The organism is Streptomyces decoyicus (assembly GCF_019880305.1).
GTDB lineage: Bacteria > Actinomycetota > Actinomycetes > Streptomycetales > Streptomycetaceae > Streptomyces > Streptomyces decoyicus.
In genome coordinates this window covers 1,640,609-1,657,410 of the sequence record NZ_CP082301.1, presented here as the reverse complement: position 1 = coordinate 1,657,410, position 16,802 = coordinate 1,640,609, and the positions used below count along the sequence as shown (strand labels likewise).

General features: G+C 72.9%; 14 protein-coding genes and 1 tRNA gene. 4 read left to right on the top strand and 11 right to left on the bottom strand.

The window, feature by feature from the left end:
• Nucleotide 1: 1 nt before the first annotated feature.
• The 8 genes from K7C20_RS07305 to K7C20_RS07270 form a co-directional block, all read right to left on the bottom strand.
• Entirely contained in the window at nt 2-676 is a 675-nt protein-coding gene (locus K7C20_RS07305; RefSeq protein ID WP_053208339.1) for an HAD family hydrolase, read from the bottom strand.
• Nucleotides 677-782: 106 nt separating this feature from the next.
• Nucleotides 783-1,544, bottom strand: a complete 762-nt coding sequence (locus K7C20_RS07300; RefSeq protein ID WP_053208338.1) for a Bax inhibitor-1/YccA family protein — start codon at nt 1,542-1,544, stop codon at nt 783-785.
• A 149-nt stretch (nt 1,545-1,693) separates the two neighbouring features.
• Complete coding sequence (locus K7C20_RS07295) at nt 1,694-3,058, bottom strand: hypothetical protein (protein ID WP_053208337.1); 1,365 nt, start codon at nt 3,056-3,058, stop codon at nt 1,694-1,696.
• A 3-nt stretch (nt 3,059-3,061) separates the two neighbouring features.
• Entirely contained in the window at nt 3,062-5,593 is a 2,532-nt protein-coding gene (locus tag K7C20_RS07290) for a hypothetical protein (protein ID WP_053208336.1), read from the bottom strand.
• Nucleotides 5,594-5,609: 16 nt separating this feature from the next.
• A complete protein-coding gene (locus K7C20_RS07285) occupies nt 5,610-7,112 on the bottom strand; it encodes a caspase, EACC1-associated type (RefSeq protein ID WP_053208335.1) in 1,503 nt (500 codons plus the stop codon).
• 4 nt (nt 7,113-7,116) lie between these two features.
• Complete coding sequence (locus K7C20_RS07280; RefSeq protein WP_048830083.1) at nt 7,117-7,527, bottom strand: effector-associated constant component EACC1; 411 nt, start codon at nt 7,525-7,527, stop codon at nt 7,117-7,119.
• Between the two features lie 132 nt (nt 7,528-7,659).
• The gene (locus K7C20_RS07275) at nt 7,660-8,601 is read right to left on the bottom strand and encodes a pseudouridine synthase (protein ID WP_053208334.1); all 942 of its coding nucleotides are present in this window, start codon (nt 8,599-8,601) and stop codon (nt 7,660-7,662) included.
• 195 nt (nt 8,602-8,796) lie between these two features.
• A tRNA-Leu gene (locus tag K7C20_RS07270) sits at nt 8,797-8,884 on the bottom strand.
• A 307-nt stretch (nt 8,885-9,191) separates the two neighbouring features.
• Here K7C20_RS07270 and K7C20_RS07265 point away from each other — a divergent pair.
• The 3 genes from K7C20_RS07265 (at nt 9,192) to K7C20_RS07255 (ending at nt 11,875) form a co-directional block, all read left to right on the top strand.
• Nucleotides 9,192-10,517, top strand: coding sequence for a M20/M25/M40 family metallo-hydrolase (locus K7C20_RS07265; RefSeq protein WP_053208333.1), 1,326 nt, complete (start codon nt 9,192-9,194; stop codon nt 10,515-10,517).
• A gap of 142 nt (nt 10,518-10,659) precedes the next feature.
• Nucleotides 10,660-10,893 (top strand): chaplin, encoded by a 234-nt coding sequence (locus K7C20_RS07260; RefSeq protein WP_030086756.1) that lies wholly within the window; start codon nt 10,660-10,662, stop codon nt 10,891-10,893.
• Between the two features lie 172 nt (nt 10,894-11,065).
• A complete protein-coding gene (locus K7C20_RS07255; protein WP_030086755.1) occupies nt 11,066-11,875 on the top strand; it encodes a chaplin in 810 nt (269 codons plus the stop codon).
• A gap of 85 nt (nt 11,876-11,960) precedes the next feature.
• On the opposite strand, the gene K7C20_RS07250 is transcribed toward K7C20_RS07255, so the two are convergent.
• Complete coding sequence (locus K7C20_RS07250; protein WP_006607658.1) at nt 11,961-12,149, bottom strand: DUF5703 family protein; 189 nt, start codon at nt 12,147-12,149, stop codon at nt 11,961-11,963.
• Between the two features lie 47 nt (nt 12,150-12,196).
• Between K7C20_RS07250 and K7C20_RS07245 the strand changes: the two genes are divergently transcribed.
• Nucleotides 12,197-12,871, top strand: a complete 675-nt coding sequence (locus tag K7C20_RS07245) for a hypothetical protein (RefSeq protein WP_030086754.1) — start codon at nt 12,197-12,199, stop codon at nt 12,869-12,871.
• Between the two features lie 142 nt (nt 12,872-13,013).
• Here K7C20_RS07245 and K7C20_RS07240 read toward each other — a convergent pair whose 3' ends face one another.
• Together K7C20_RS07240 and K7C20_RS07235 are read right to left on the bottom strand one after the other, a co-directional pair.
• Complete coding sequence (locus K7C20_RS07240) at nt 13,014-15,740, bottom strand: helix-hairpin-helix domain-containing protein (protein ID WP_053208332.1); 2,727 nt, start codon at nt 15,738-15,740, stop codon at nt 13,014-13,016.
• Nucleotides 15,737-16,720, bottom strand: a complete 984-nt coding sequence (locus K7C20_RS07235) for an aldo/keto reductase (RefSeq protein WP_030086743.1) — start codon at nt 16,718-16,720, stop codon at nt 15,737-15,739. The genes K7C20_RS07240 and K7C20_RS07235 overlap by 4 nt, the downstream gene beginning before the upstream one ends.
• Between the last annotated feature and the right edge of the window lie 82 nt (nt 16,721-16,802).

Here is a 16,802-nt window from a genome sequence, read left to right as displayed (position 1 = left end):
CTCAGAAGTGCCGCAGCAACTCACCGAACGTCGGCAGTCGCAGTACCTTCTTGTCGTCGGGGTCGAGTTCGCTGTGCTCCAGGACCCAGGTGTGCTCGTGCGGGATGAACACCGCGTTCAGACCGGCCGAACGGGCCGGCAGGATGTCCGACTTGGGGGAGTTCCCGATCATCCATGCCGAGGCCGGCACCAGGTCGTAGGCGCGGGTAAGGTCCTCATAGGTGGCGGTGTTCTTCTCCGCCACGATGTGGACGCCCCGGAAGTACCGGGCCAGCCCGGAGGCCGCCACCTTCCGCTGCTGCTCCTCGGCGTCGCCCTTGGTCAGCAGCAGCAGTTCGTGCCGCCGGGCCAGCTCGGCCAGGGTCTCGGCCACCCCGGGCATCAGCTCCACCGTGCCCCCGTCGAAGGCCGCCGCCCACCCGGAGATCCGCGCCGACTCCTCGGCCGTCGCGGCCCGCCCCCGCAGCCGCGCCACGCACTCCCCGAGGCTGTGCAGAAACACCTTGCTGCCGTATCCGAGGGTCAAAGCGTTCGCCGCTTCGATCCCGTCGAGCACGGCCCGCACCCCGGACCGGTCGTGTCCCGGCGGGGTCATCCACTCCAGGAACTCGTCGATGACCCGCTCGAAGACCACGTTGTTCTCCCACAACGTGTCATCCGCATCGAAGATCAGCATCCGCCGGCCCGCCCCTCTCGTACTCCGTCGACCCGCGCACCCTACGCAGGCCCGGCGGCCGTCCGCGACGGGAATTAGTGCGGGGGAGGGGAGCCGTGTCCTGCCCTCACCACCACCGCAGGTACGACAGCAGCCGCAGGATCTCCAAGTAGAGCCACACCAGGGTCATCGTCAGCCCGAAGGCGACGTACCAGGCCCAGCGGTGCGAGGCACCGGACCGCAGAAAGCGGTCGGCGGACTCGAACTCCAGCAGGAGGAAGTAGGACGCGGCGGCGATCGCCACCACACTCACGGCGATCGCCAGGCCGCCGCCGTCCCGCAGACCGAGGTCCGCACCGAACACCCACGACGCCACCAGATCCGCCAGGAACAGCACCAGCAGCCCGCACGCCGTACCGACCGCCCAGCGGGTCGCCTTCGCACTGACCCGCACCACCCGTGTGTGATACGCCGCCAGCATGCCGGCGAAGATGCAGCCGGTGCCGATGACGGCCCGGGTGCCGACACCCGGGTACAGCGCGTCGAAGAACTGCGTCGCCCCGCCGAGCACCACCCCTTGAGCCGTCGCGTAGAGCAGGGCCAGCGGGGCGCTGGGCCGGGGCCGCAGGGCCAGGAAGATCCCGAGGCCCAGTCCGGCCAGCAGCGCGGGCAGGACGAGGAACCCGAGTTCCAGGTAGACGGTGAGGAAGGCGCTCGCCGTGAGGACGCCGAAGACGGCCAGGGTCTTGATGACGATGTCGTCGAGGGTGATCGGACGGTCCGTGGCCGCAGCCCTGACCGCACCGCCGCTCGGGCTCGGGCCGGCCGGCGCCACCGCACCGTCCAGCGTCAGCAGGTTACGGATCGCAGGGTTGCTCGTCGTGGGCACCGGCCCTCCCGGCGGATCGGATGTCACACAGTGGGTGGCGAGGGGTGTGCACGACGGTGTGCACGCCGCCGCAACGGGCGCCCCGCCGGTGCTCAACTCCTCGTGGTGACAGCATAGTTGCGGAGGGTGTCAATCCGCCCCGGACCGGCTCACTCCACCTCCACGACCCGCCGTGTGCGGGGCACGCTCTCCCGCAGCGCACGGGTCACCTCCGGCGTCGCGGCGAACACGGTGTCCCCGCCGGGCGGCGCCGCGTACGGCAGCGACGTGCCCAGATGATCGCGCCATGGCGCGGGCACGGCGACCGGCTGGCGGATCCCGGTCAGCACCACGCACTGCACCGCCTCGGCGCTGTGGTGCTGCAGCGCGGACCGCAGCCGGCCCGGCAGGCCCAGGCGCTGCGGCACCGCCGTGCGGAGCAGCCGCTCGCCCAGGCTCTCGCCCTGCGTCGAGAGGTCACTGCCGCGCAGCCGACGGACGGTGTCGCGCAGGGCGGGGTAGTGCTCCGGCAGCACCCCACGGCAGCGCAGCACGACCAGCGGGTGCGACGCCCCCTCCACCTCGCAGGCGATGTCGAACGACATCCGCCGCTTCAGGAAGCCGTAGCGGACCTCGTTGATCACGTCCAGATGCTCGTCCGGCTTCGGCCTGCCCGTCTCCGGGGGCGGCTGGCTGTGCAGACCCTCGAACTGCTCGGCGACCGTCACGGAGCCGGTGAACAGCCGCCGCATGCCCACGGCCACCGCATGGTGCTCGTACAGCTCCAGCCATGCGGGCAGCCGGCTGACGCTGGTGAGATCGGGCGCCAGCCGCGCGGCCTCCTCGGCGTGTTCCAGCGCGTCGCCGCGCAACTGCTCGCTGAGCAGGCCGATCCGCCGGCGGAGCTCGATCAGCGCCAGCGCGTCGAACTGCGCCGACCGGTCGGCGTCCTGCCGCCCGCCGACGCCTTCCAGCACGCCCGCGAGGATCTGGGTGGGGGCGGCGTCGGCGGACCATCCGCGCCGCCGGGCGAGCTCGGTGAGCCGGTCCAGTGCGTACGGGGTCAGCCAGGCCCGCCCCTCGACGAAACCGCCCCAGTCGCGCGACTCCAGACCGTGCCGGGCGGCGAGCCGCGGCAGCCGGGCCAGCAGCGCCAGCAGCAGCAACTCGGCGTCGTCGATGCCGTCTTGGTGCGCCCCCGTCTCGCGCAGTGCCTGAGCGAGCTGATGCGCGTCGAAGAGGGTGGCGAACACATCGGACTCCGGGCACCGGAGGATCTTCGCGAGCAGCGGCTGTGCGGTGGGGCCGACCAGCAGATGCAGATGGCGCCCGGTGAACACGGCCGGCAGCTCCGGTGGCGTGAAGGCGGCCCGGATACGGGCGGCCAGCTCCGCCAGCCGGCTCTCGGCCTCGCTGAACCGGCCGATCCGGTGCAGCAGATCATGCGCGGCGAAGTTCCCCAGCGCCTCCTCGGCCGCCGCCATCGCGCGGTCCGAGGTCCGCACCATCCACACGACATACAGCTCGTTGTCCATGCCTCATCTCCCCGCCACACGGCCGTAGCGCGGGGGTTCCTGCCCGGAGAGCACCTCGAAGAGCTCCTCGGCCTCACCCCGCGAACCCCCGACGTACGGCCCCACAAGAATCTCCTCCAGTGCCCGGCCCAGCTTGGCCAGCGCCGTATCGACGGCCTCCTGATCCTCGGCGAGCTCCTCACCGGCCTCGTCCAGCTGACGGGCCAGCCGGGCGTTCTCCACCGCACGACGGAAGAGCCACACCGCGTACTCCCGCTCGGCGCTCACCTTGTGCAACGGGTCCCCCTTGCAGCCGGCCCGGGCCCGCGGCAGGCCCTGGAACAGCCGCCGGATGCCCTTGTCCAGACCGGCCTCCGGCAGGGCCTCCAGCCAGACCCGGGTGAACTCCTCGTCGGTGCTGCCCGCTTCGTCCAGGGCCCGTAGCGCCGCCTCGGGAAGTCCGGGCATCTGGTGGCCGAGCAGACCGGGGATCTCGCGCGGCTCCAGCCGCGCGGCGCGGCACTCCACGATCGCCCGCAGCAGCCAGACCCGGGTCTGCCACTGCGGCTCGGTACGGATCCCGTCCAGGCACTCCAGAGCGGTCAGGAACGCCTCCGAACGCATCGCCATCAGCGCCCGGTCCATCCCTTCGCCGAGCGAGGTGTGGCGTTCCGCGGTCCGCAGCGCGGTCTCGATCTCGTCCGCCTCGGTGGCGGCGGGCCCGGCCGGCTGGAGGGCCTCGATCATCCGGCGGGCGATACCGTGCGGCTGCGCCCGCAGCGCGTCGAGGAACCGGTCACCGAACTCCTCCTCGGTGCCCGGCTCTTCGGCCAGCCGGGCGAGGCCGTCCCAGAGTGACTGCGCGCCGGGCCCGGCGGCGTCGGACGGGGCGGGCTCGGCGTGGTCGGTGGCGTCCCGCACCACCAGCACGCCGCGCTCGGCATCGGCGAGCACCGCGGACCGGGCGGTGTCCACCAGGGTGTACGGGTGGCTGAACAGCAGCGCCGCATCCTCCGCGGTCGGCGGCAGATAGCGGCTGATCAGCACCGTGTGCGGGGTGAAGACATCCGACGGCGCGATGCCGTACCGGCGCAGTGCGCACCGCCACTCGAACCACAGCATCGGCGCGGCCTCCTTGCACCACGCGAGGAAGGCCCGTTCGGTGGCCGGGCTCTCGTCCGGTGCGACGCCCCGTAAGGCGGCATCGAGGAACCGTCCGGCGGCCACCTGCCGCGCCGGTGCATGCGGCCGGTGCACCGCCGTCTCCAACTGCTCGACCAGCTCGGCCATGCGCCGGGCCCACTTCTCCCGCATGGAGATCAGCTGCGGGACATTGACCTCGTAGTACTGCTCGGTCTCGCGCTCCTCGGGCTCGGTCAGCCGGATCGTCCGGCCGGTCGGCTCGTCGAACCGCTCCACCAGCAGCACCGTCGCCGGCCACAGCGCCCGCCGCTCCGCCGCATTCGCCCGGCTGAAGGCCGCCAGATCGGCCGTCAGCTGCCGGATCTCCGCCTCCAGCTGGTCCAGGCGCAGCCGTGCGTCCATGGTCAGCCGCTGGGAGAGCACCCGCTGGTGGGCCTGCTCGACGCCCAGATAGGCGTCCGTGGTGAACAGGTCCGGGCTGAACTCCAGTCCCACGGTGGCCCCGTGCCCCTTGGCGGTACGGAGGTACGGCTGAAGCGACACCAGAGCGCCGTCCGGTGAGCGCGGCGCCCGCAGGAAAGCCCGGTCCGTCTCACCCGCCGCCCGGTCCGCGAGCGCCCGCAACCCCTGGGCGTACGTCACCAGATCCGCATACGCGATATCCGCGACCTCCACCAGGCTGGTCTCATGGGCCAGCGACCGCAGCAGCCCGACGAAGTCGCGCAGCGCCCCGCGGGCCGTCGACGACGCGGCGTCCGCCACCGTCACCGACCGCGCACGGAAGGCCGACGGGATGTCGAGCGAGGGCTGTTTGCCGGACAGCCCGGCCGTCACCCGGATCAGCCCGACGCCGATGTGGTCCCCGACGAAGTCACCGCTGTCCGGGTCGCTCAGGCCGTTGACCCGCAGACAGGTCGTGAGCGCCGCCTGCACCACCTGCTGCCGGATCTCGGGAATGCCCTCGCCGACCACCAGCACTTCCACGGGGCCCTGTTCGTCCCCCGCCACCCACGCCCGCAGCAGCGACGAGGGCAGCGCGGCGCGCACCTGCGGCGCGAGCGCCGCCTTCGGCCCCCACACCGGTGGCGCGGGGAACAGCGGCCCGCACTCCGTGGACTCCCGGGCCCGCCGGGCACACCGTGCGACCGGGCTGTCGTCCGCCCCGAGGTCGCCGCCGGGGACCTGGAGCCCCAGCGCGCGGGCGTGCAGCACCAGTGCGAGATCGTCCTCGGTGTCGCCGAACAGCAGCTCGTCCGGGCACATCCGGAGCCAGTACTGCCACAGGCTTCTCACCAGGCGCTTCGGCACGGCCGGCCGGCTCTCCCGGAACCGCCGGCCGACCTGCTCGGCCTCCTTCGTGGTCCAGGTGTACGGCAACCGCTTCAGCAGCTCGTCGACGGCGTCCCCCCGCATGGATCTCCTCTCGTCGTCACCTGTCGCCGGCACACCGGAATCCGACGTTCCCGCGGCACTCGGCCGGTGACCGTGGCGACAGTTCCTCCCGCAGCCGCGCCGCGGGAGTGTCATACGCCCCGCCGCGCAGCACCGGTGCACCCGTGTCGTCCACGCAGATGTCCCAGACGTTACCGAGCAGATCGCCGATGTTGTACGGGTTCGGTGGGAATTCCCCGACCGGGGCCAACGCGGCATGACTGCCACGGAAGTTGACCCGGCCCGCGGCGATGTCCTCGCGCCACCACTCCCCGGTCCGCCCGGCCCGTGCCGCCAGCGCCCACTCCGCCACGGTCGGCAGCCGCAGCGCGACCCCCAGCCGGCGGCCCGCCCAGGCCGCATAGGCGCGGGCGGCGGGAAAGCTCACCGCCACCACGGGATGGCCGCCGCGCCCCACCGGAAAGTCCAGCCCGTCCCAGCCGCGCAGATAGTTGTCGTCCACGTACGTTCCCGCCGCCCGCGCGGCCTCCGGGCGCCAGTGCGCGTTGTCCGGATCGCGGAGGAACGCACGGAACTGGGCGTGCGTCACCGGATACCGGCCCAGCCGCACCGTCGTGGTCTCCGTCAGCGCCACCGTTGCCAGCTCCGGCCACGAAGGCGCTTCCTCGTCCGGCACTGCCACCGGGGGCGACGGCGCCGTACGGCGTGCCGGGGCCCCGGCACGACGCTCAGCCGCCCGCGGCACCGCGGCCTCCGGCGGACCGCCCCCGGCGTGCGGAGTGTCCGCCCCCGCCGCCCCGGCACGGTTACGGAACAGACAGATCTGCCCGGCGGAGTTGCGGTTGCTCTGCTGGGGCTGCGGCCGGGACTTCGCGAGGAGCGCCGCGGCCAGCTCCTCGAAGAGCGCCGACATGCTCAGCAGCGCAGGCCGCCCCGGCACCCCGGCGTCCAGCAGACGGATCAGCTCACCGGTGAACGCGGTATAGGTCTCTCCCGGCGGGGCCAGCGCCTGACGCGTCGCCGCGGTGGCGGTCAGTACGAAGGCCCCCTCGACGGCGACCCCGGGCACGAGATCCCCGCCGTGCATGAGGCCGCCCAGCGCCAGACCGCTCCAGCAGCAGTCCAGAATGACCACCTTGCGCCGGGCCGAGGGACGCCCGCCCGCCGGGGACAGCAGGATCGAGCGCAGCTCCTCGTAACGCAGCGCCGTGTGCGGCCGGTCCGGGTGCGACCCGGGCAGCGCGAGGTGGAGCTCCCCTGACTGCGGGTGGACCAGGCCATGGCCCGCGTAATAGAGCACCATGGTGTCGGTCGCCTCGGCGGCGGCGTCGAACACCGTGTCCAGGACCGTCTGCCGGGACGGCTGCCGCAGTACGCTGCACCGCTCGTCCGCCAGCCCCCAGACCGCCGGATCGCCCAGCAACTCCCGCAGCCGGCCGATGTTGTTCGCCACCGCGGGGATGTCGTCCAGCTCCGTATACGCATCCGTACCGATCAGGACGGCGCGTGAACGGGACGGGTCGGACAGCGCTCCCGCCAACGCACTAGTCCTGCCGGCCGGGCCGGTCCGCCGGCGCCGCGTCGCCCTCGCCGCGCCCCACCTCCGGGTCGCCGCCCTCGCCGAGCGCCCGCAGCACCCGCGCGACGGCCTCGGGATCCCCGCCGTCGACCGTCACCCTGGCCCCCGCGCGTTCGATGTGGACGCGCCCGGCGCGCGGCCGCGTGCTGCGCCAGCTCGCCACCGCCACCACCAGCGAGGCCAGCTGCACACCGCTGTCGAACACCGCCTCGACGGCCTCCAGGACCGGCCCCATGGGCCCGGGCTCCCCGGCCCGCCGCACCGGCGACAGCCCGGCTCCCGCGAGCACCTCGGGATCACCGCTCAGCCACGTGTACAGCGACTGTGCCGCCTCACCGGTCTCCGTGTCCTGCTCGACCCCGATCCGTACGCGCACCGCCGCCCCCGCCGCCGTCCGTGAACCCGTCCGAGCGGCCAGCATAAGTGGCGCCCCGCACCCTGGGGGCGTCTTTCGGATCAGGGCGGGCTCGCGGGGCCGGGTCCGAAAGACACCCCCCGGGGCCCACGATCACGCCATCGGGCCCGGGGCCCACCCCGCCAGCCGCAGCCCGCTCTCGAACCGCCGCGTCCGCCCGTTCACCGGATCGGTGAACTCCAGTACCTTCGCCAGCAGTTGAAGCGGCGCGGTGAAGTCGTCGGGGGCCGGGTCCCCGACGACCGGATAGACCGGATCGTTGAGGATCGGCAGCCCGAGGCCGTTCATATGAACCCGCAGCTGGTGGGTGCGGCCGGTGGCGGGCAGCAGCCGGTACCGCCCGAGCCCGCCCCGCCGTTCGACCAGTTCGATCCGGCTCTCCGCGTTCGGCGCCCCGGTCTCCTCGGCCGCGGCCATCACTCCGCGCTCCTTCACGATCCGGCTGCGCACGGTCACCGGCAGCGCCACCTTCCCGTCGTACGGCGCCACCGCTTCGTACTCCTTGCGCACCTGCCGGCCACTGAACAGACTCTGGTACGCGCCCCGGTCCTCGGGCCGTACGACGAACAGCGCCAGCCCCGCCGTCAGCCGGTCGAGCCGGTGCGCGGGCTGGAGCGCGGGCAGCGACAGGTCGCGCCGCAGCCGGGCCAGCGCGGTCTCGGTGATGTGCCGCCCGCGCGGAGTCGTGGCGAGGAAGTGCGGTTTGTCGGCGATCACGATCCGCTCGTCACGATGGACGATCCCCACCTCGAACGGCACCGGCACCTCCGGCGCGAAGTCCCGGTGGAACCAGACATACCGCCCCGGCTCGTACGGCTCACCCCCGCTCAGCGCCCCGCCCGTCCCGACGAACCGCCCGGCACCCAGCATCGCGTCCACCCGCTGCGCCCCGATCGCCCCCTGGAACCGGTCCACCAGATGATCCCGGACCGTGCCCCAGGCCCCGTCCGGATCGGCGGGCAGCCGCACCCGTACGGGATCGATCCCGTCACGCTGGGGCAGCGGTGCGGGAGGAAGGGGGGATCTGCGTCTCACCCGGCAAGAAAACCCCAGCTCGGCCGCGCCGCGCAATGCGCGGGCCGGGCCGCGGCACCCCGGCCCGCCGCACCGGAGGGCAGGGAGTGGCCGCCGGCACAGCTGATGTCCTGCGCCCCGGGTGCCGCACACCGCCCGCGACAGGAAACGCAAAAGGTGCCGGCTGAAGCTCAGCCGGCACCTTTTGCCTCGTGATGGTGTCCGAGGGGGGACTTGAACCCCCACGCCCGATAAAGGGCACTAGCACCTCAAGCTAGCGCGTCTGCCATTCCGCCACCCGGACAAGGTGTCTGCCGGTGCGGCCTGGGCCGTTCCGACGTGGAAAACAATAGCAAACCTTCGCGGGTGGTCGATCACCCGCACATGCGGCCGGATGCGGGGCTGTGACCAGGGCGTGTCGGGAGTATTGCGGCCTTGGGCACAGCGGGTGCCGGGTGGAGGATGGCGATGGACCCCGCCGCGGGCCGTGCTCCTCAGGGTGCGCGATGCGGCCGTGAAGCCAGAGGAGGCACTGTGAGTCAGCTCCGCGAGCGAACCATGGAGAGGTGGGTGCCCTGCGAATGCGGGGCCGGGCGAAGCGAGGTTTCGGCATGAGCGAGTCGCAGCAGCCGGGTACGGTCACCGGCGAGGACGAGGTCGTCGACCTGTGCCGGGATCTGATCAGGATGGACACCAGCAACTACGGCGATCACTCCGGCCCGGGAGAGCGGGCCGCCGCCGAGTACGTCGCGGAGAAGCTCGCCGAGGTCGGACTCGAGCCGCAGATCTTCGAGTCCCACAAGGGCCGTGCCTCGACCGTCGCCCGAATCGAGGGCGAGGACCGCTCCCGGCCCGGGCTGCTGATCCACGGGCACACCGACGTCGTGCCGGCCAACGCCGACGACTGGACCCACCACCCCTTCTCCGGCGAGATCGCCGACGGCTGCGTCTGGGGCCGGGGCGCGGTCGACATGAAGGACATGGACGCGATGACGCTGGCCGTCGTCCGTGACCGGCTGCGCAGCGGCCGCAAGCCGCCGCGCGACATCGTGCTGGCGTTCCTCGCGGACGAGGAGGCCGGCGGCACCTACGGCGCGCGCTACCTCGTCGACCACCACCCGCACCTCTTCGAGGGCGTCACGGAGGCGATCAGCGAGGTCGGCGGCTTCTCCTTCACCGTCAACGAGCAGGTGCGGCTCTACCTCATCGAGACGGCCCAGAAGGGCATGCACTGGATGAAGCTGACCGTGGACGGCAACGCCGGACACGGTTCGATGATCCACAAGGACAACGCCATCACCGAACTGTCCGAGGCGGTCGGGCGGTTGGGCCGGCACGAGTTCCCGGTGCGGGTGACCAAGACGCTGCGGTCCTTCCTCGACCAGCTCGGGGACGCGCTGGGTACCGAGCTCGACCCGGAGGACATGGACGCCACGCTGGCCAAGCTCGGCGGTATCGCCAAGCTGATCGGCGCCTCGCTCAAGAACACCGCCAACCCCACGCAGCTGGGCGCCGGCTACAAGGTCAACGTCATCCCGGGACAGGCCACCGCGCATGTCGACGGCCGCTTCCTGCCGGGCCACGAGGAGGAGTTCCTGGCCGACCTGGACCGGATCCTGGGCCCCCGCGTCAAGCGCGAGGACGTCCACGCGGACAAGGCACTGGAGACCACCTTCGACGGTGCGCTGGTCGACGCGATGCAGTCGGCGCTCCAGGCCGAGGACCCGATCGCACGCGCCGTGCCGTACATGCTCTCCGCGGGCACGGACGCCAAGTCCTTCGACGACCTCGGGATCCGCGGCTTCGGGTTCGCCCCGCTGAAGTTGCCGCCGGAGCTGGACTTCGCAGGGATGTTCCATGGTGTGGACGAGCGGGTGCCGGTGGACGGACTGAAGTTCGGGGTGCGGGTGCTCGACCGGTTCATCGACCAGAGCTGAATTCGGCGCGGATTTCCTGCCTTTCGCGCTGCCTTCGCTGAAAAGAGTGAACGGGCCGATGTGTTCGTAGCTTCAACAGCATTTTCTTCGTTGCAGTGAGTGCGGTCCGCGGCTGGGATCGTATTGCCTACAAGGAGGAATAATGATCAAGAAGATCGTCGCCGCTGCGGCAGTTGCCGGTGGTGTCGTGCTCGCCGGTGCGGGCCTGGCCGTTGCCGACTCGGGTGCCCAGGGCGCGGCCCTGAACTCCGCTGGTGTGGTTTCCGGTAACACCATCCAGGTGCCGGTCCACGTTCCGGTGAACGCCTGTGGCAACACGGTCTCCGTGATCGGGCTGCTGAACCCCGCGTTCGGTGTGGGCTGCGTCAACAAGTGACCTTCCGGCTTCCTTTGGCGTTGTATTTGCATCCGTAAGGGTCTGGCTCAGCTCGGCTCCGGAACGCGCGCCACGCATTCCGGAGCCGCTGGGTATTCGGCGGGCGGGTGGATCTTTTCAAGCAACGCCACTTGCTCGTATTCCTGTAAGGCACTAGGCAGGGGAACAACCTATGAGACAGGTCGCACGAAAGGGCCTGATCACCATGGCGGCCGCCAGTGGCGTACTCGCCCTGGCCGCCGGCTATGCACACGCCGACGCGGGAGCCGCCGGAGGCGCGGCGAACTCGCCCGGCGTGGGATCCGGCAACAATGTTCAGGTACCGGTTCACGTTCCGGTGAACGCCTGCGGTAACACCGTCAATGCCGTCGGGCTGCTGAACCCCGCGTTCGGCAACCGCTGCGCCAACGTCGGCGGCGGCGGGCAGCACGCCGGTCACCACAACCAGGGCGGGCACACGGGCGCCGGCGCCGCCGGCAGCACCTCGAACTCGCCGGGGGTCGTGTCGGGCAACAATGTCCAGGCTCCGGTCGACGTACCGGTGAATGCCTGCGGCAACAATGTCTCGGGGGGCGGGCTGCTGAACCCGGCCTTCGGCAACCACTGCTCCAACGGGTCTTCGCACACCCCGGGCAGGCCGCACCACCCGGGGAAGCCCCACCACCCGGGCAAGCCCCACCACCCCGGCAAGCCCCACCACCCCGGCAAGCCGCATCACCCGGGCAAGCCGGAGAAGCCGCACCACCCGGGGGACGGCCACCACCCGGGCAAGCCCCAGCAGCCGGGCAAGCCCCAGCAGCCGGGCAAGCCCAGCAAGCCGCACACCCCGGGGTCGCATCCGCAGACCGTGACGCCGCACAAGCCTGCCGGGCATCTCGCGCAGACGGGTGCCGGAACGATCGGCTACGCGGTTCCGGCCAGCGCCGGAATGCTGCTGGGGGGCGCCCTGCTCTACCGCAAGGCGCGCGCCGCACGCCGGTGATCAGCAGCAGATAGCGCCCTGGCGCTCCACGGAGCGGGCCCTGCCGAGCGGGGCCCGCTCTGCCGTGTTCAGGCGCTGGTGGCGCTCACCAGGTGGCGCGGAGCTGGCGGATGATCCGGCGGCGCAGCCGCACCTTGCGGCTGCCGTCCGGGTTCAGGCGCAGTCGGTCCAACTCCCAGTGTCCGTACTCGGCATGGTCGGTCAGCAGGCGTGTGGCGGCCTTCCGGGACACTCCCCGGGGCACGTACACATCGCAGAATTCGTATTCCGGCATCGCATCTATTGTGCGGGACCGGCCCCGGTACGGATAGCGTCTGCACTATGTCTGATGCTGCGCAGCCTTCCGCTGCCGAGGTACGTGCCGCCGCCGAGGCGGTCAAAGCCGCGCTGGACCGTCACCTCGACGCGGTCGAACGCCGCTCGGGGCAGGATGACCCGGCCGTCTACGCCGCGTTCGACGAGCTCGCCGCGGCGGCTGAGGTCTATGACGAGTTGCTCTACGACACCTACGACGAGGTCACCCCCTTCGAGATCCCCGGGAACGATGCGCTGCCCGCCTACGCGGGCCCGGAGGAACCGAGCGCGCTGAGCGTGCTGATCCGGCGCGATTACACCGTCGCCGAACCGCAGCGGCTGCTGCACCAGGCCCAGCGCATCGCCGATCTTGATCCGGACGCCGCCGACGAGGCGGCGGGCGCCGGGGCCGATGCCGCCGCGGTCGTCGGCACCAGCGTGCATGCCGCGCTCGGTGTGCTCTTCGGGGAGTTCGAACCGGACGAGATCGCCTCCCGGCACAAGGAGTTCGGCCTGGAGGAGGGCGACTCCACCCTCTGGGTGGCGGCCGCCGACGACCCGGCCGAGCCGGGGGAGTGGTTGTCCGCGCCGTTCGACCAGGCAGACCCGCAACGGGTGGTGTGCCGCTTCGACGTCAGCGCGGTCTTCGACGAGGAGCTCGGCGACGACGACCTGCTGGAGCCGCTCGACCACGAGCGGTGAGGGCTCCCCGGGGTGCGCTCCTGCCCTGCCGTCGCCGCACCCTGACCGCATACGCCGCTGTCCCGGCCCGCCGGCAGAAACCTGCCGACGGCCGGGGCGGCGGCCTTTCGGTGTTGCGAGCGGGGGAGCGGGCGGGACGGGCTCAGCCGGCCGTCGAGGGCTCCTCGGCGCTCTGCACGCTCTGCTGCAGCAGGGTCCGCAGCCGGGTGGTGCGCTCCTTGACGGGCACCTCGGCGACCGCACGGGGCAGCGCCTGGTCGACGCCCTGGACGACCGACAGATGCTGCTCGCCGCGGCTGAAGGCCGTGTAGACCCAGGCGCGGGTCAGACCGCCGGCGGCGTCCCCGGGAAGTACGACCACCGTGGCGGGCCAGCGCATCCCGGCCGCCTGATGCGCGGTGAGCGCCCAGCCGTGGCGTACGGCTCCCGCGCCGACCTGCTCGCGCGGCACCACGGTCGCGGAGCCGTCGCAGTCGAGATGCAGCCCTGCCGCGTCCGCGCCGGTGACCGTGCCGGGGACCGTGCGGCCGGGTGCCGGGGCGTAGGCCACGCGGTCGCCGGGGTCGAAACCACCGAACCGGCCGGGGCCGGGGTTGAGCCGCTCCTTGAGGGCGGCGTTGAGCGCGCGGGTGCCGGCCGCGCCGCCGTGGCCGACCGTGATGACCTGCGTCCGGTCCGCGGGAACACCCAGCGCCCGGGGCACGGAGTCGGCGACCAGCTGGACGGTGCGGTGCACCGCCTCGCCGGCATCCCGCACCGGGACGATCACCACTTCCTTGCCGGGCGCCTCGACCTGGCTCAGCTCACCGATGCCGATGCCCGACACCAGCTCGCCGATCGGGCCGAAGTCCGGGGTACGCGAGGCGACCTGGGGGCAGAAGCGGGCCGCGAGCAGATCGGCGAACAGCCGGCCCGGACCGGCGGACCACAGGACGCCCGGGTCGCCGCTGAGCACCAGGCGGGTCCCGTCGGTCAGCGACTCGACGAGCAGCGCGGCGGTCTCCAGATCCAGCTGCGAGGCGTCCAGCACGACCAGCAGATCGAGCGCGAGCGCCCCGTGCGCGTCCCGGCCCGGTCCCTGCTGCCCGGACAACAGGCCGGAGACGGTCACCGCGGCCGCGTCGAGGCCCGTGGGGCCGGCGGCAGCGTCGTCCGGCGCGCTCTCGGTGAGGTGTGCGGCCAGGCGCCGGCGGCCGTTCTCGGTGTGCGTGGCGCCGAACGCCCGCAGCCCCAGCGAGCGGGCCGCGGCGATCAGCGCGGCCGGTTCGGCGCGGGCCGCCTCGGCGCCGGTGTGTGCCACCAGACCGCTGTGCGCGGCGGCGCGGATGAGCTCCGCGGCCGACGGGGACGGGGCGGCGGCCGCCGCGGCCTCCCAGGCGGCGGCGGAGGGGCGGACGGGCCGGTGCGGGGTGTCGTCGACGCCGGCGGGGGCGCCGGCGGTTTCGGCCCGGGAAGCGGGGTCGGCGGCGCTCTCCGCGGACGGGCCGCCGTCGGCGGCCGTCGGCTGCGCACCGGCCGTTCCGTCGCCGGGCCCCTCGGCCTCCGCCGCCGGGTCCTGCTCCGGCTCCGCCACCGCTTCGAAGGTGTTCAGCAGCCGCGCCAGACCATCGGCGACGCTCTCCTCGGCCATCGCGAACCGGTCCAGGCCGAGCAGGATCCGGACCGGCTGCTCCTCCTCGTCGTCGTCACCCGCGGCGGGACGGGCGCGGCCCGGCTCCTCGATCGCGTCCTGGAACACCAGCACGGCACCATCCGCGATGGCGGTCTGCAGGGCCTCATCGGGGTCGGGCACCGAGCGCTGGGTGAGCGCCGCACGCAGCGCGGCGGCCTCCAGGGCGGAGTGCCCGGCCACGGCGGCCTGCTCCAGCAGCCAGCCGACCAGCGCCTGGGCGCGCCGCTCGTCGCCCGGCCCGCAGGCGGGGCCGAGTAGTGCCCGGGCAAAGCCGTCGGCCTGTTCGGGGCGCACCCCGGGCACGCCGAGCAGCTGCCAGGGGTCCTCGCTCAATGCCTCGGCCGCCCGCTCCCCGAGCGCCTCAGCGGCCGGCTCCGCCAGCGACTCCGGAGCGCCGCCCGCCGCGAGGACCTGCCGTACGCCCTCGATCCCGGGAGCCGTGGTCACGGCGGGGCGGGCGGCGGGGGCCGGACCGGCAGGGGCAGCTGCGCCGGCCGGGTTCGTGGCGCCGGCGTCCGCGACGGGAGGACGGGCCGGGCCGTCGGTCGCCTCTGCGGCACGCGGCCCGGCCATCTCCGGGACCGGGCCCGTAGTGGGGCCGCCCTGCGGGGTGCTGCCGCCGCTGTCCCGGGCGTCCTTGGGGGGACGGGCGGCCGGCTTGGCGGGGCGCGGGGCGTCATTGAAGAACGAAGCGGCCGCGCGCTCGCCGCTCTCCACGGCCCGCACGGCCGCCGCCAGCGCGTCCGCGGTCGCCTTGGCCGACGCGGACACCGAAGGCTGCTGCGCCGCACTGGAGTCCTGGGTCCCGGCCTCGACACCGGCTGCCGCGGGCGCCGACTCGCTCACCGCCGCGTCCGCGTCCGCGCCCGGGGTCACGGGGCCGTCCGGAGTCGCTTGGTCTTCGCCCGGGTTCGCGGAGTTCTCCGGGGTCGTTGGGCCGTCGCCTGGGGTCGTCGAGTTCTCCGGGGTCGTTGGGCCGTCGCCCGGGGTCGCGGAGTTCTCCGGGGTCGTTGCGTCGTCGCCCGGGTTCGCCGAGTTCTCCGGGGTCGTTGCGTCCTCGTCCGGGTTCGCGGAGTCTTCCGGGGCCGGCGCGTCCGCGCCCGGTGCCGAGGTGTGCTCGGGTGTCTGGGCATCCGCAGTCCCGGGCGCGGCCTCCTGCTCGGGCGGGGTTTCGCCGGCGAGGCGGTCGGTACTCACAGCGTGCTCCAGTCGTGATCGGGGTAGTGGTGCACCGGAGCCGATACATCGTCCAGCGCCCGGCGGATCTCGTCAGGAAGACTAAGGGTCTCCACTGACAATGCGGCTCTGAGCTGCTGCGCTGTGCGGGCGCCCAGGATCGGTGCGGTGACTCCGGGGCGGTCGCGGACCCAGGAGAGCGCGACCTGGAGCGGGGTGACGGCCAGTCCGTCGGCGGCGGTGCTGACCGCTTCGACGACCCGGCCCGCCGTCTCGTCGAGATAGGGCGCGACGAACGCCGCCAGATGCTCCGAGGCGCCCCGCGAGTCGGCCGGAGTGGCATGGCGGTATTTGGCGGTCAGCACGCCGCGGCCGAGCGGCGACGACGGCAGCAGACCGATACCGAGATCGGCCGCCGCGGGCAGCACCTCCCGCTCGACGCCGCGCTGGAGCAGGGAGTACTCCATCTGTGCGCTCGCCAGCCGGTTGCGCACCCCGGGCGCCGCGAGCTGCCAGGTGCCGGCCTTGGCGAGCTGCCAGCCGGAGAAGTTCGACAGCCCCACGTAGCGCGCCCGGCCGCTGGTGACGGCGAGGTCGAGGGCGTGCAGGGTCTCCTCCAGCGGCGTGTGCGGATCGAAGGCGTGCAGCTGCCACAGGTCGATGTAGTCGGTGCCCAGCCGCGCCAGGGAGGCGTCCAGGGCGGCCAGGAGATGGCGCCGGGAGCCGTCGACGCGGCGGTCCGCCTCCAGGACGCTGCCGGCCTTGGTCGCGATCACCAGGTCCTCGCGCGGAACGAGCCCTTCCGTCAGTCGGCCCAGGAGGTACTCGGCACCGCCGTCGGCGTAGATGTCGGCGGTGTCCACGAGGGTGCCGCCGGCCTCCCAGAACGCCTTGAGCTGGTCGGCGGCTTCCTGCTCGTCCGTGTCGCGGGCCCAGTTCAGGGTGCCGAGCCCGAGGCGGGACACGCGAAGACCCGTACGGCCGAGGTGCCTTTGCTCCATGGGCCTTGAGATTACTGGCCATGAGCCGGGAACAGGGGACCTGTGGACAACCTGCCGATGACGACCGGCGGGGGCGCGCGCT